The organism is Pseudomonas sp. TH10 (genome assembly GCF_016651255.1).
Taxonomy (GTDB): Bacteria; Pseudomonadota; Gammaproteobacteria; order Pseudomonadales; family Pseudomonadaceae; genus Aquipseudomonas.
In genome coordinates this window covers 1-14,205 of sequence record NZ_JAEKEG010000099.1, presented here as the reverse complement: position 1 = coordinate 14,205, position 14,205 = coordinate 1, and the positions used below count along the sequence as shown (strand labels likewise).

General features: G+C 60.4%; 10 protein-coding genes and 4 pseudogenes. 6 read left to right on the top strand and 8 right to left on the bottom strand.

All coding sequences use genetic code 11. The features are described 5' to 3' along the window. Together JFT80_RS15635 and JFT80_RS15630 are read right to left on the bottom strand one after the other, a co-directional pair. On the bottom strand, positions 1-415 hold a 415-nt coding region (locus tag JFT80_RS15635), incomplete at its 3' end, for a TetR family transcriptional regulator (RefSeq protein ID WP_201148483.1). A gap of 156 nt (positions 416-571) precedes the next feature. Next, complete coding sequence (locus JFT80_RS15630) at positions 572-1,084, bottom strand: hypothetical protein (protein WP_201148482.1); 513 nt, start codon at positions 1,082-1,084, stop codon at positions 572-574. Between the two features lie 388 nt (positions 1,085-1,472). Between JFT80_RS15630 and JFT80_RS15625 the strand changes: the two genes are divergently transcribed. Beyond that, positions 1,473-3,542, top strand: coding sequence for an AsmA family protein (locus tag JFT80_RS15625; RefSeq protein ID WP_201148481.1), 2,070 nt, complete (start codon positions 1,473-1,475; stop codon positions 3,540-3,542). Between the two features lie 58 nt (positions 3,543-3,600). Here JFT80_RS15625 and JFT80_RS15620 read toward each other — a convergent pair whose 3' ends face one another. Continuing rightward, complete coding sequence (locus tag JFT80_RS15620; RefSeq protein ID WP_201148480.1) at positions 3,601-4,134, bottom strand: bacterioferritin; 534 nt, start codon at positions 4,132-4,134, stop codon at positions 3,601-3,603. A gap of 314 nt (positions 4,135-4,448) precedes the next feature. Between JFT80_RS15620 and JFT80_RS15615 the strand changes: the two are divergent. Beyond that, a pseudogene (locus JFT80_RS15615) lies at positions 4,449-5,338 on the top strand (lipase family alpha/beta hydrolase). A 100-nt stretch (positions 5,339-5,438) separates the two neighbouring features. Here JFT80_RS15615 and JFT80_RS15610 read toward each other — a convergent pair. Then, a pseudogene (locus JFT80_RS15610) lies at positions 5,439-6,325 on the bottom strand (DMT family transporter). Between the two features lie 179 nt (positions 6,326-6,504). Between JFT80_RS15610 and JFT80_RS15605 the strand changes: the two are divergent. Then, entirely contained in the window at positions 6,505-6,810 is a 306-nt protein-coding gene (locus JFT80_RS15605; protein ID WP_025111807.1) for a PsiF family protein, read from the top strand. A 242-nt stretch (positions 6,811-7,052) separates the two neighbouring features. Next, positions 7,053-8,066, top strand: a complete 1,014-nt coding sequence (locus JFT80_RS15600) for an AI-2E family transporter (protein ID WP_201148479.1) — start codon at positions 7,053-7,055, stop codon at positions 8,064-8,066. Positions 8,067-8,187: 121 nt separating this feature from the next. Here JFT80_RS15600 and JFT80_RS15595 read toward each other — a convergent pair whose 3' ends face one another. Next, entirely contained in the window at positions 8,188-9,462 is a 1,275-nt protein-coding gene (locus JFT80_RS15595) for an Hsp70 family protein (RefSeq protein ID WP_201148478.1), read from the bottom strand. 194 nt (positions 9,463-9,656) lie between these two features. Between JFT80_RS15595 and JFT80_RS15590 the strand changes: the two genes are divergently transcribed. Then, positions 9,657-10,604 (top strand): DnaJ C-terminal domain-containing protein, encoded by a 948-nt coding sequence (locus JFT80_RS15590; protein ID WP_201148477.1) that lies wholly within the window; start codon positions 9,657-9,659, stop codon positions 10,602-10,604. Positions 10,605-10,627: 23 nt separating this feature from the next. Continuing rightward, positions 10,628-10,933: a chaperone modulator CbpM gene (locus JFT80_RS15585; RefSeq protein WP_201148476.1), complete on the top strand. Its 306-nt coding sequence runs from the start codon at positions 10,628-10,630 to the stop codon at positions 10,931-10,933. A 63-nt stretch (positions 10,934-10,996) separates the two neighbouring features. On the opposite strand, the gene JFT80_RS15580 is transcribed toward JFT80_RS15585, so the two are convergent. The 3 genes and pseudogenes from JFT80_RS15580 to ureB all read right to left on the bottom strand — a co-directional run. Continuing rightward, on the bottom strand, positions 10,997-12,124 hold the full coding sequence (locus JFT80_RS15580) for a sensor histidine kinase KdpD (protein ID WP_201148475.1): 1,128 nt from the start codon (positions 12,122-12,124) through the stop codon (positions 10,997-10,999). A gap of 210 nt (positions 12,125-12,334) precedes the next feature. Continuing rightward, positions 12,335-14,033, bottom strand: a pseudogene (gene ureC, locus JFT80_RS15575) (urease subunit alpha). An 88-nt stretch (positions 14,034-14,121) separates the two neighbouring features. Continuing rightward, positions 14,122-14,205, bottom strand: a pseudogene (gene ureB, locus JFT80_RS15570) (urease subunit beta); the annotation flags it as partial.

Below are 14,205 nucleotides of genomic sequence, written 5' to 3'. Positions count from 1 at the left end.
GATCTAACGCCAGGTCTGAGCTGATGTCTTCACGCAAGCGGCCAATGGCCTGGCGCACCGGTAGCGAACCGCCATACTGCTCGCGCGCCAGAAACAGGAATTGCGAGCGATTGGCTGACACTACGTCGAGAAATATGCGCACCGACGCATCGATAATGCCGCCCATGACAAACTCATTGTGGCGCACCAGGCGGATGGTTTCGCGGAAGGTCTGGCCGACTTCGCTGACCAGTACCAGACCCAGTTCGTCCATGTCGGCAAAATGCCGGTAGAAACCGGTGGGCACGATCCCGGCGGTCTTTGCCACTTCGCGCAGGCTCAGGCTGCCGAATCCGCGGCCGCATTCCATCAGGTGGCGGGCAGCGTCCATCAAGGCATTACGGGTTTGTTGTTTCTGTTCGGCGCGGGGCAGCATCGGCAGGGTTATTTCTGGACAGGGACAGCGACGCACTCTAGCAAATCGGCTTTGCCTGCGTCGAACGACTATCGAGGGGTAAGGCGGGGATTTGCTGCTTTCAGAAAGTCAAAAGCCCAATCGACAGACTGGGCTTTTTTCAGGGCCGCCATGGGCTCAGCTCAAGGCGCTGTTGCGTTCGATGACACGGTCACCACCACCTTCGGCAAGCGTCTGGCCTTGTGGGGTACGATCGGAACCGTCGGCAGCCAGGGTCTGACCTTGTGGAGTGCGATCGGAACCGTCAGCAGCCAGGGTCTGGCCTTGTGGGGTGCGATCGGAACCGTCAGCAGCCAGGGTCTGGCCTTGTGGGGTGCGATCGGAACCGTCAGCAGCCAGGGTTTGACCTTGTGGGGTGCGATCCGAACCATCAGCAGCCAAGGTTTGGCCTTGTGGAGTGCGGTCCGAGCCGTCCTGGGTGATCAGGCCTTTTTCTTTCAAACGATCGTTACCGCCTTCGGCCAGGGTCTGGCCCTGTGGAGTGCGGTCATAACCGTCTTCGGCGAGGGTTTGGCTGAACACCGAGTGGCTGTCTTTGACTTGTGGCGTGGCTTGGTCGGCAGCCGGCAGGGCGAAAGCAGTGCTGGCTAGCATCGACAGGGTAAGGCTGAGCAGTAATTGGCGTTTCATGATGGGTTGCTCCTTGGGAGGGCGATAAAGTGGGTACGAGGGCAATGCTACTCTCGATAAGTCGATATAAAAGTTCATAAACGCAATGGTAATAATCAACAGAATTGATTGTTCTGGCGGGAGGCTCTAGATCGGGCCTTTCGGAGCATCGGTTTTGCACCGAGGTGGGTATTTTCGACTCACTCACGCCTCGCAAAAGTGCGGTGTCGGTAACGCCTTATCGAGGGGGCAGTCTGTCCCGGGCCGATTATTTGAGGATTAATCGGGATTTCGGTTAAACCTGCGGGCCATTTTTCAGTCGTAGATCTCATGACAGGCCGGTTCTGGCCTGCCTTTCAAAACGTGCGTCGCGGTCAGGGCGCTCAGTCGTATCAAGGAGCCCTGTGCAATGACGCGCACTCGAAAAGTAATTGCCTGGACCCTCGCCAGCTTGTCAGTCCTGCTGGCGGTGCTGGTTCTGATCATCGTGTTCTTCGATTGGAACCGGATCAAACCCCCGCTCAATGCCAAGGTGTCCGAGGAGTTGCACCGTCCGTTTGCCATAAACGGCAACCTGGCTGTGGTCTGGCAGCGCGAGCCCGCGGAAGGCGGCTGGCGTGCCTGGGTGCCGTGGCCGCACGTTGTCGCCGAGGATTTGAGCCTGGGCAATCCGGACTGGTCGAAGAAACCGCAGATGGTCACCCTCAAACGCGTCGAGCTGCGTATCTCGCCACTGGCTCTGCTGGCGCAACGCGTGATGATTCCGCGTATCGACCTGACTGAACCCAACGCCGATTTGCAGCGCCTGGCGGACGGCCGCGCCAACTGGACCTTCAAGTTCGATCCCAAGGACCCGAACGCTGAACCGTCTAACTGGGTTGTCGACATTGGCGCCATCAAGTTCGACAAGGGCCACGTCACCCTTGATGACCAGAGCTTGAAAACCAACCTCGATGTGTTGATCGACCCGCTGGGCAAACCGATCCCTTACAGCGACATCGTCGGCGACAAAGCGGCAAAAACTGCGCAGGACAAGGGCGGTGCACCACAGGACTACGCGTTTGCGCTGAAGGTCAAAGGCCAATATCACGGCCAGAACCTCAGCGGTCAGGGCAAGATCGGCGGCTTGCTGGCCTTGCAGGACGCCAGCAAGCCGTTCCCGTTGCAAGCGCAGGCGAAGATCGGCGACACCCGTATCGAACTGGCCGGGACCCTGACCGACCCGATGAATCTTGGCGCTCTCGATCTGCGCCTGAAGCTGGCCGGTGCCAGCCTGGGCAATCTCTACCCGCTGACTGGCGTCACGTTGCCGGACACGCCGCCGTATTCCACCGATGGCCACCTGATCGCCAAGCTGCATGAACCTGGCGGTGCGCTGTTCCGCTACGAAGCATTCAACGGCAAGATCGGCAACAGCGACATTCACGGCGACCTGGCCTATCTGGCCGGACAGCCAAGGCCTAAACTCAGCGGCGCGCTGCTGTCCAATCAGTTGCTGTTCGCCGACCTCGCGCCGCTGATCGGTGCGGATTCCAACGCCAAACAGAAAGCACGTGGCGGTGAAAGCAAGCAACCGGCGGATAAAGTGCTGCCGGTTGAAGAGTTCAAGACTGATCGTTGGCGCGCGATGGACGCTGATGTCGAGTTCACCGGCAAACGCATCGTCCACAGCGAAAAACTGCCGTTCACCGACCTCTATACCCACCTGAAACTCAATGATGGCGAACTCAGCCTCGAACCGCTGCGTTTCGGCGTTGCCGGTGGCAATCTCGACGCGCAGATTCGCCTCAACGGTCGCACAGAACCGCTGGAAGGCCGGGCCAAGCTGACCGCGCGCAAGTTCAAGCTGAAAGAACTGTTCCCGACGTTTGAGCCGATGAAGACCAGTTTCGGTGAGCTGAATGGCGATGCCGATATCAGCGGTCGCGGCAACTCGGTGGCCAAACTGCTCGGCGGCGCCAATGGCCAGTTGAAGATGTTGATCAATGACGGTGCGATCAGCCGTGAGTTGATGGAACTGGCTGGGCTCAACGTAGGCAACTACGTGGTCGGCAAGATCTTCGGCGACAAGGAAGTGAAGATCAATTGCGCAGCAGCGGACTTCGACATCAAGACCGGATTGGCGACGACACGACTGTTCGTCTTCGATACCGAGAACGCGATCATCTATATCGACGGCACGGCAAACATGGCCACCGAGCAACTGGATTTGACCGTGACACCGGAATCGAAGGGCTGGCGTTTGATTTCCCTGCGCTCGCCGCTGTACGTGCGGGGCAAGTTCATCAAGCCGGATGCGGGTGTGAAGGCGGTACCACTGTTATTGCGTGGTGCCGGCATGGTGGCCCTGGGTGTGATAGCCGCCCCGGCCGCCGGCTTGCTGGCACTGATTGCACCTAGCGGGGGTGAGCCGAATCAGTGCGCGCCACTGCTTGAACAGATGAAGGCGGGCAAGGCGCCGAAAACTGTAAAGAACTAGGCTGGTGTTGAGGAAGGGCGAGCCTTATCGTCGCTTGGGGGCGATAAGGCTCGTGGGGTTAGAGGTCCTTCAAGATGTCGGCCATGTCATCGGCGTGCTCTTCTTCCTGCGCGAGGATGTCTTCGAAGATGCGCCGAGTTGTCGGGTCTTTCTCGCCGATGTACTGAATGATTTCGCGATAGCTGTCGATGGCGATGCGCTCGGCCACGAGGTCTTCGTAAACCATCTCTTTGAGGTTGTTCCCGGCCACGTATTGCGCGTGGGACATTTTCGACAGCAGGTCAGGGTTGAACTCCGGTTCACCGCCCAATTGCACGATGCGCTCGGCCAGACGGTCGGCGTGCTCGGCTTCCTGATTCGCGTGTTCGAGGAATTCTTCGGCGGCCACATGGGCTTTCACGCCATTGGCCATGAAGTAGTGGCGCTTGTAGCGCAGCACGCAAACCAGTTCGGTGGCCAGCGATGCATTGAGCAAGCGCAGCACCTCTTCACGGTCGGCGCTATAACTTTCGGTCACAGCGCCGTTCTCGACGTGTTGGCGCGCACGTTCGCGCAGTGTTTGCACATCTGACAGATGCAGGTCGTCACTCATTTCAGTCTCCTGGAGGCTAATCCGATGGGCGCCACGTTCTGCGGCCGTGGTCGCTACCCAAGTTGTGAGTCCCGAGCGAAGCAAAAAGTTTTATCGGATTGTCGGCTGTCCGTCCGATGCGCTCTGCTGCGACAGCAGGCCCGACAGACGCGCATCGTCCTGTCGCCACGAAAAGGAAGGCGCGCACCGGTGGATGCCGCGTGCGTCCTGCTGCAAAAAGGTCTCGATCGTCGAGTTGTCATCTGTTGCAGTGATGCTTGGCTGAGGTCTTGCATTGCGCTTGCCCTACCTGTCCCTCACAAGGAAGTCCGCCCATGTCGCAAGGTTCAGCCCCGCGCTATCCATTGGTGCTGGTCCCGGGAATGCTCGGGTTTGTGCGGTTGCTGCTTTATCCCTACTGGTACGGGATCATCTCGGCGTTGCGCCGTGGTGGTGCAACCGTGTTCGCGGTGCAGGTCTCTCCCCTCAATTCCAGCGAAGTTCGTGGTGAACAGTTGCTGGCCCGAATTGACGAGATTCTGCGGGAAACAGGGGCAGAGAAGGTCAACCTGATCGGCCACAGCCAGGGCTCGCTGACCGCGCGCTATGCCGCTGCCATGCGTCCCGACCGGGTGGCGTCGGTGACTTCGGTGGCGGGGCCCAATCATGGCTCTGAACTGGCGGACTACCTGGAAAGGCACTATCCGGCGCAGAGCGCCAAGGGGCGAGTGCTCAGCGTGTTGCTGCGGTTGATTGGTGCCGTGATGAGCCTGCTTGAAACGGGCTATCGCGGGCCGAAGTTGCCGGTCGATATCCCGGCTTCCCACCAGTCGCTGACCACGGAGGGGTGGCGCTGTTCAATCAACGGTATCCCCAGGGCTTGCCGCTGACTTGGGGTGGCCAGGGCCCGGAACTGGTGGATGGCGTGCGGTACTACTCGTGGTCGGGCACCCTGCAACCGGGCAAGACCGATCGTGGGCGCAATCTGATTGACGGGACCAATCGCAGCTGCCGGTTATTCGCCAGGACCTTCGTCCGTGAAGCCGGGCATTGCGACGGCATGGTCGGACGCTACAGCTCTCACCTGGGCACGGTGATTGGCGACGACTATCCGCTGGATCACTTTGACATCGTCAATCAGTCGCTGGGACTGGTGGGCAAGGGCGCTGAACCGATCCGCCTGTTCGTCGAACATGCGGCGCGGCTGAAAGCGGCGGGCTTGTAAGATCAAGATCAAAAGATCGTCCGAACGCGGCCCGAGCCTTCGGCAGCTTCTACGGGTTGTACGATCCGTAGGAGCTGCCGAAGGCTGCGATCTTTTTCAATCAGGCAACCCTGAGTCTGCGCCCCAAAACAGTCGTCCAGCGCTCGGAAAGAATCACCCCACCCAACGTCAGCAAGCCGCCGACCAAGTGGTACATCGCCAGTTGTTCTTTAAGCACCACAGCGGCAATCAGCGCGGTAATCAACGGCAGCAAATTGAAGAACAGCGTTGTCCGGCTCGGCCCCAAACGCTGTACTGCCTGCATCCACGCCAACGGCGCGAGCATCGAGGCCAGCAGGCACGCATACAACACCAGCGGAATATTCTGCAGCGTCGGGCCGATCTTCGGCGAGGCAATGAACAGCGGAAACAATACGACAATCGCTACCAGCACCTGCAAATACAGCAACACCAGCGGCGGCAAGCGCAGCTGCCATTTTTTCAACAGGGTGCTGTAGATGGCATAGGCCAAGGTCGCGATCAGCATCATCGCATCACCCAGGTTGACGCCGTGTTGCAGCAATGCGCCAAGGCTGCCGGACGACACCACCACCAGCACTCCGGCGAAGGACAGTACCGCGCCGACCAGCGCCCCCGCAGTCAGGCGCTGGCCCAGGCTGGCGATCGCCATGGCCAGCGACATCAACGGCATCAGCGACAGGATGATCCCCATGTTGGTAGCCGACGTCAGCGTGGCGGCGAAGTACGCCAGGCTCTGATAAACAGCCATGCCCAGCACCCCGAGCACGAAGATTCGCCCCAGGTTCGGACGGATCAGCGGCCAGTGGGCGATGACCGGTTTAAGCATGAATGGAGTGAACAGGACGCCGGCCAGCAGCCAGCGGTAGAAACCGATCTCGGCCGGAAATATCGCCCCTACGGCGAGTTTGTTGATGACGGTATTGCCCGCCCAGATAAAGATCGCGAGCAGGGGTAAGCGTATTGCATCAGGAACAACCAGAACATTAATGAGGGGTGATTATCCCCGCCTGCGCAGCGCATATCCATGCCGGCGGGCCTGAGGCGCAAAATGGCCGCCATGACGTGAAAGCAGGAAGGTGTAACAAGATTTGGCTACACTCCTGCAGAGGCCGCATCCATCGGTGCGGCGACAAGGAGAAAACTCCATGAAGATGTTGCGTGTGCCTTTGTTGATGATTGGTTTGCTCCTCTGTTCCCAGGGTTTCGCCGCCACGGCGCAACAGAACAAGATGACTACCTGCAATGCCGATGCGACCGCCAAGAGCCTCAAGGGCGATGAGCGCAAAACCTTCATGAGCACGTGCCTCAAGGCAGCGCCGGCGGCCAACGATGCCAAGACCCTGACTCCGCAGCAGGAGAAAATGAAAACGTGCAACGCCGATGCGAAAACCAAAGCCCTGACTGGCGATGCGCGCAAAACCTTCATGAGTGATTGCCTGAAGAAAAAATAATGCGCTGTGGGTGATGGCCTCGTCGCGGGCAGGTCTTGTTCCCGCAGGAGCGCTGCGTGTTCGCCGGATTTGCAGACACTGGAGATCGTAGTCGGAGCCGGCGGTGCGACGTTCGACTGGCCCGCGCCGAGGCCCGCAGGCCCCACACAGCCCCGACAAAAGTCTCCCCCACATTTCCTAGTGCTGGGTTCGGAACGCTGGCAGACTGCCAATCCTTTTTACGCCGTTCGTTTTGAGGCTGTATGCCAACGTTTTCTCAACGCCAAGTCTTGCTGGTCATCAGTTGGGTCATCATCTTTGGTGGCTTGCTGTTGGTGATTCCCCTGCGCCTGCTGCCAAGCCTGCTGGCCGGGTTACTGGTGTTTGAACTGGTCAATATGCTGACCCCGCAGCTGCAGCGGCTGATCGAAGGTCGACGCGCCCGCTGGTTGGCGGTGGCGCTGCTGGGCACGCTGGTGGTCAGTGTGCTGGCGTTGATATTTGCCGGTGCGATCAGCTTCCTGTTGCACGAAGCGGAGAACCCCGGCGCCTCTCTCGACAAGTTCATGGGCGTGGTCGATCGGGCCCGTGGGCAGTTGCCGCCGTTCATCGATGCCTATTTGCCGGCCAGTGCCGCCGAATTCCGCGTGGCAATCGGCGAGTGGATGAGCAAGCACCTGAGCGATCTGCAACTGGTCGGCAAGGATGCGGCGCACATGTTCGTGACGCTGCTGATCGGCATGGTGCTGGGCGCGATCATCGCCCTGCAGCGCGTGCCGGACGTGACCAAGCGCAAACCGCTGGCGGCGGCGCTGTTCGACCGTTTGCACCTGCTGGTTCAAGCGTTTCGCAATATCGTTTTTGCCCAGATCAAGATCGCCCTGCTCAACACCTTCTTCACCGGGATCTTCCTCGCGGTGATCCTGCCGATGTTCGGCGTGAAGCTGCCGTTGACCAAAACCCTGATCGTATTGACCTTCCTGCTCGGTCTGCTGCCAGTGATCGGCAACCTGATTTCCAACACGCTGATCACCATCGTCGGCCTGTCGCTGTCGATCTGGGTGGCGGTGGCGGCGTTGGGGTATCTGATCGTTATCCACAAGCTCGAATACTTCCTCAATGCGCGCATTGTCGGCGGGCAGATCAGTGCCAAGTCGTGGGAGTTGCTGCTGGCGATGCTGGTGTTCGAGGCCGCGTTCGGCCTGCCGGGGGTGGTGGCGGGGCCGATTTATTACGCGTATCTGAAGAGTGAGTTGAAGCTGGGCGGGATGGTTTGACCCGGTAGGGATGTTGCCTGATCTGACGCCATCGCGGACAAGTCCGCTCCCACAGGTTTCAGGTCAGGCACAAACCTGTGGGAGCGTGGCTTGCCCGCGATGCAGGCGACTCGGTTTTTGATCAGTCCATGCTGCCGTAACGCTTGCTGGCCTCAATCGCCAATCCGCTACCAATGCTGCCAAAGATATTCCCTTCGACGTGCCGGGCATTGGGCAGCATGTCCGAGACGCTGGTGCGCAACGCCGGGATCCCGCTCGAACCGCCGGTAAAGAACACCGTATCCACCTGGTCGACCCGCACGTTGGCATCGTTGAGCATCTGGGTCACGCTGTTGCGCACGCGCTCCAGCAGCGCTTCGATGGCTGACTCGAACAGCGCCCGGGTCAATTCCACGCTCAACCCCGGCTCGATGCGGTCCAGCGGAACATGACGGTGCTCGGCATGGGTCAGCTGGATCTTGGTTTCTTCCACTTCCATGGCCAGCCAGTGGCCGGCGCGTTGTTCGATCAACTTGAACAGGCGATCAATGCCACCGGTGTCCTCGATGTCGTAACGCATGCTGCCCAGCGCCAGGCTGGATTTCTGCGAGTACACCGAGTTGATGGTGTGCCAGGTCGCCAGGTTCATGTGGTGGCTGGTCGGCATGTAGGCGCCGCTCTTCATGCGGCTGCCGTAGCCGAACAGCGGCATCAGGCCTTGCAGGCTCAGTTGCTTGTCGAAGTCGGTCCCGCCGATGTGCACGCCGCCGGTGGCGAGGATGTCGTCGTGGCGGTTGTCGTTGTGGCGACGGTCGGGCGACAGGCGCACCAGCGAGAAGTCCGACGTACCACCGCCGATGTCGACGATCAGCACCAGTTCTTCTTTCTCGATGGTCGACTCATAGTCGAAGGCCGCCGCAATCGGTTCGTACTGGAACGAGACTTCCTTGAAACCGATCTTCTTCGCCACATCGACCAAGGTGTCTTCGGCTTCCTGGTCAGCCAGCGGATCGTCATCGACGAAGAACACCGGGCGACCGAGCACCACTTGCTCGAATTCCCGACCGGCGGCGGTTTCGGCGCGGCTCTTCAACTGGCCGATGAACAGGCCGAGCAAGTCCTTGAACGGCATCGCCGTACCGAGAACGCTGGTGTCGTGCTTGATCAGCTTGGAACCGAGCAGGCTTTTCAACGAGCGCATCAGGCGGCCTTCGTAGCCTTCCAGATACTCGTGCAGCGCCAGACGACCGTAAACCGGGCGGCGTTCCTCGATGTTGAAGAAGACCACCGACGGCAGGGTGATCTTGTCGTCTTCCAGCGCGATCATCGTTTCCATGCCGGGGCGCAGCCAGCCGACGGTGGAGTTGGACGTGCCGAAGTCGATGCCGCAGGCACGGGCTGGAGAGGCGTCTTTCATGTCTTTCGGTTCCGGTCAAAAAAACGGCCGCGCAGTGTATGTCAGTGCGCGCCAGAATCGAAGGCCGACTATCCGCTAAATCGAAGCGAATAGCGCCTTGAAAGACTATCCTTTGCCCCAAACTTGTCTGCATCGAGCCTGGCGGCGCATGCTGCGGGTGGCAGAACGAATTGATAACGGATGGTGATCCTTAGATGGACTTCAAAGACTATTACAAGATACTTGGCGTGGAGCCGACAGCAGACGACAAGGCGATCAAAGCGGCCTATCGCAAGCTGGCGCGCAAATACCACCCCGACGTCAGCAAGGAAAAAGACGCCGAGGAGAAATTCAAGGACGCCTCGGAGGCCTATGAAGCGCTGAAAAGCGCCGACAAGCGCGCCGAATATGATGACTTGCGCAAGTACGGCCAGCATGGCCAGCCATTCCAGGGCCCGCCAGGTTGGCAGGGGCGTGGGGGTGGCGGCTTTGGAGGTGGTCAGGACACGGGCGATTTTTCGGACTTCTTCAGTTCGATCTTCGGCAACCGTGGTCCCGGTTTTGGTGGTGCACAGCCGGGCCGCAGTGCCGGGCGTCGAGGGCAAGACGTGGAAATGGAACTGCCGATCTTCCTCGAGGAAACGCTCTCGAACGAATCGAAGAAGGTCACCTTCCAGGTGCCTCAATACAACGCTAACGGCCAGCACGTCAGCAACACCAGCAAGAGCCTGAACGTGAAGATCCCGGCGGGCGTGACGGACGGCGAGCGCATCCGCCTCAAAGGCCAGGGCGCACCGGGCGTGGGTGGCGGGGCAAATGGCGATCTGTACCTGACCATTCGGTTTGCGCCGCACCCGAAATTCGACGTCGAGGGCGAAAACCTGATCATCACGCTGCCCCTGGCCCCGTGGGAGTTGGCGCTGGGCACCGAGGTGGCCGTGCCGACGCTGACTGGCAAGATCAACCTCAAAGTGCCAGCCGGCAGTCAGAACGGCCAGCGCATGCGCGCCAAAGGGCACGGTCTGAAAAACAAGGCTGGCGAGCGTGGTTACCTGTTCGTGCAGCTCAAGGCCGTGATGCCGAAAGCGTCCGACGACGAGGTCAAGGCGCTGTGGCAGGAACTGGCAAAAAAAGCCGCCTTCAATCCGCGAGAGAACTTCTAAATTCGGCGACGGAGTAGCCCATCATGAGCAGCCCCCTGATCGTTCAACTGGACTTGGCAGAATTCTGTGAGGCGGCCGATTTGTCGGACGTCTACGTGATCGAAATCGTCGAGCACGGCATCCTCGAACCTCAGGGCTCGGCGCCCAAGGATTGGCGATTCAACGACTTCGAACTGGCCCTGGCCAAACGCGCCGCCAAGCTGCGGCGCGATCTGGAGCTGGAATGGGAAGGGGTGGCCCTGGCGCTGGAGTTGCTGGAGGAGGTGCAGCAGCTTCGGGCGGAAAACCGGATGTTGAAGCAGCGGTTGGGGCGGTTGGTGGTTGAGTAGGTAGCTGGCTTGGGCACAGGGACGCTTGAGGGCATCCCGTTCTGGCGTAACGCTGGCGAGCCCTCAAATGTTGCGGGGCAACACTACCGTGAACAGCGTGCCGTCAGTTTCGTTGGAACTCACCTTGATCGTACCGGAGTGGGCTTGCACCACTTCATTGACGATAAAAAGCCCCAAACCAAGGCTGGTGGACGGCTGGCCCAGTTCTTCGTCGGCGCTGCGTACCAGTGGGTCGAAGATGGTGCCGATGGCCTCTTCAGAAATCGGTTTGCCGAAGTTATGCACCGTCAGGCACACCGCGTCGGGTTCGCCGGCCAGGGTGATGGTGACATCCCGTTTGTTCAAGCCGTGTTGCAGGGCGTTGCCGATCAGGTTCTGCAACAGTTGATCAAGCCGTCCGCGATCCCAGTTGCCTTCGGTATTGCCCGAGATGACCAGTTTCGGGTCACATTCCGGGTTGCCGGCGCAGGCTTCGCCAATGGCCGCGTGGGCGGCGTCGGCCAGGTCCATCGGCGCGGGTTCGATCGGCAGGCTCTTGCCCAGGCGGCTACGTACCAGTTCGAGCAGATCGCTGACCATCACGGCCATGTGCCGGGCGCCACGCTTGATGTTGATGGCACAGGCCAGGGCATCACCCTCAAGCTTGGCCTTGCGCAGTAACAACTCAGTGGACATGCTCACCGCCTGCAAAGGGGCGCGCAGGTCATGGCCAAGTATCGCCAGGAAGATGTCCCGGGAGCGGTTGACCTGTTCGGCATAGGCGGCCGTGGACTCCGCCAGCGCTTCGTCGATGGCTTCGTTGAAGCGGATCATGTCCTGGAAGTAGGCAAGGTCCGGTGAGTCCAGGCTGTCGACCCACAGCCGGATCACGCAGGCGCGCAGGTGACGGAATTCGCTGGTCATCTGCACCAGATCAAAGCCCACCGTGTGCCGCAGCTCACCGTGGCTGGCTCCGGCCTCATCCAGGCTTGGGGTTTTCTCGGGTCCCTCACCTTTGGCCTTGGCCATTTGCTCGCTGGCACTTTGTGCGGTGGTCATGTCCCGCGCTGCGGCCAGCAGGATGACCCGGGCATGGTCGCGCAATGCGACGCTGTCCATGTACTCGGCAGCAGGAGTGATGGTGCTGGCGAACTGCTCCCATTCATCGACGATACTGTCTACGTGTTGCCTGATGAATTCGGGTAGGCGCATGGCCAGATTCCTGAGGGAGAAGTCTGGCGCATCTTAGCCCCTTTGGCGGGCACTAAAAACTACCATTACGCGGCGCGAGCCTCGATCAGGAAATGTTCTGCGGTAACTGCAGCGGGTGAAGATCCCCTGCACCGTTCAAACGGCCACCTGATCAGCCGTTGCGGCAGGCAGGAACCGGGCATGCCGGATTCCTGCCTGCTCACCGTGGGGTCAGAACAGGAAGTAGCGCTGCGCCATCGGCAGCACATCCGCCGGTTCACACCACAGCAACACACCGTCGGCCTTGACTTGATAGGTCTGCGGATCGACGTCGATGGTCGGCAGATAATCATTGTGGATGAGGTCGGTTTTCTGCACCTCACGGCAGCCTTTGACCACGGCGATTTTCTTCTTCAAGCCAAGCGCCTCGGGTAGGCCGGCATCGTGCGCTGCCTGGCTGATAAAGTCAGGCTGGTGGCGTGCAGCGAGCCGCCATAGCTGGCGAACATCGGGCGGTAGTGCACCGGTTGCGGTGTGGGTATCGATGCATTGGCGTCGCCCATCAGGCTGGCCGCGATCGCACCGCCTTTGAGGATCAGCGTCGGCTTGACCCCGAAAAAGCTGGCCGCCAGAGCACCAGGTCGGCCCATTTACCCACTTCGATCGAGCCCACTTCATGGCTGACGCCGTGAGTGATCGCCGGGTTGATGGTGTACTTGGCGATGTAGCGCTTCGCGCGGAAGTTATCGTTGCCGGGACCATCCCCGGGCAGTGCGCCGCGTTGCTTTTTCATTTTGTCGGCGGTCTGCCAGGTTCGGGTGATCACTTCACCGACACGCCCCATGGCCTGGCTGTCGGAGCTGATCATCGAGAACGCGCCGAGGTCGTGAAGAATGTCCTCAGCGGCAATCGTTTCGCGGCGAATGCGGCTTTCGGCGAACGCGACGTCTTCGGCGATGCTCGGGTCGAGGTGGTGGCAGACCATCAGCATGTCCAGGTGTTCGTCGATGGTGTTACGGGTGAACGGCCGGGTCGGGTTGGTCGAGCTCGGCAACACGTTGGCAAAGCCGCAGGCCTTGATGATGTCGGGTGCGTGACCGCCACCGGCGCCTTCGGTGTGATAGGTGTGGATGGTGCGCCCCTTGAACGCGGCGAGTGTGGTTTCGACGAAGCCCGATTCATTGAGCGTGTCGGTATGGATCGCCACCTGCACGTCGTACTGGTCGGCGACGTTGAGGCAGTTGTCGATGCTCGCCGGCGTGGTGCCCCAGTCTTCATGCAGCTTGAGGCCGATGGCGCCGGCCTTGACCTGTTCGATCAGCGGCTCCGGCAGGCTGGCGTTGCCCTTGCCGGTGAGGCCGATGTTCATCGGGAATGCGTCCGCCGCCTGAAGCATGCGCGCCAGATGCCACGGCCCGGAGGTGCAGGTGGTGGCGTTGGTGCCGGTGGCCGGGCCTGTGCCACCGCCGATCATGGTGGTAACGCCACTCATCAACGCCTCTTCGATCTGCTGCGGGCAGATGAAGTGGATGTGCGTATCGATGCCGCCGGCGGTGAGGATCATGCCTTCGCCGGCGATCACTTCGGTGCCAGCGCCGATGGCGATGGTCACGTTCGGCTGCACGTCCGGGTTGCCGGCCTTGCCGATTGCGGCGATGCGGCCGTCCTTGAGGCCGACGTCGGCCTTGACGATGCCCCAGTGGTCGATGATCAGTGCGTTGGTGATCAGCGTGTCGACGACTTCGGCGGCGAGCAGTTGGCTCTGGCCCTGACCGTCGCGAATCACTTTACCGCCCCCGAATTTCACTTCTTCGCCGTAGGTGGTGAAGTCTTTTTCGACTTCGATCCACAACTCGGTGTCGGCCAGGCGCACCTTGTCGCCGACGGTAGGGCCGAACATGTCGGCGTAGGCTTGTTTGGAAATTTTCATGCGCATGCCTTGGGGTTCAATTGTGTTTTAGGCTCACCTGTGGGAGCAAGGCTTGCCCGCGATGGGGCCACTGCAAGCACCGCATTGCTCAAAGGTCACCCATGATCCGCCCGGCAAACCCGAACACCCGGCGATTTCCCGCCAGGTCGACCAGCTCGACCTCCCGACTCTG

Bases quoted from the DNA above. Each gene is read 5' to 3' on its own strand.
- JFT80_RS15630 (WP_201148482.1), bottom strand. From the start codon at position 1,084: ATGAAACGCCAATTACTGCTCAGCCTTACCCTGTCGATGCTAGCCAGC.
- JFT80_RS15625 (WP_201148481.1), top strand. From the start codon at position 1,473: ATGACGCGCACTCGAAAAGTAATTGCCTGGACCCTCGCCAGCTTGTCA.
- JFT80_RS15620 (WP_201148480.1), bottom strand. From the start codon at position 4,134: ATGAGTGACGACCTGCATCTGTCAGATGTGCAAACACTGCGCGAACGT.
- JFT80_RS15605 (WP_025111807.1), top strand. From the start codon at position 6,505: ATGAAGATGTTGCGTGTGCCTTTGTTGATGATTGGTTTGCTCCTCTGT.
- JFT80_RS15600 (WP_201148479.1), top strand. From the start codon at position 7,053: ATGCCAACGTTTTCTCAACGCCAAGTCTTGCTGGTCATCAGTTGGGTC.
- JFT80_RS15595 (WP_201148478.1), bottom strand. From the start codon at position 9,462: ATGAAAGACGCCTCTCCAGCCCGTGCCTGCGGCATCGACTTCGGCACG.
- JFT80_RS15590 (WP_201148477.1), top strand. From the start codon at position 9,657: ATGGACTTCAAAGACTATTACAAGATACTTGGCGTGGAGCCGACAGCA.
- JFT80_RS15585 (WP_201148476.1), top strand. From the start codon at position 10,628: ATGAGCAGCCCCCTGATCGTTCAACTGGACTTGGCAGAATTCTGTGAG.
- JFT80_RS15580 (WP_201148475.1), bottom strand. From the start codon at position 12,124: ATGCGCCTACCCGAATTCATCAGGCAACACGTAGACAGTATCGTCGAT.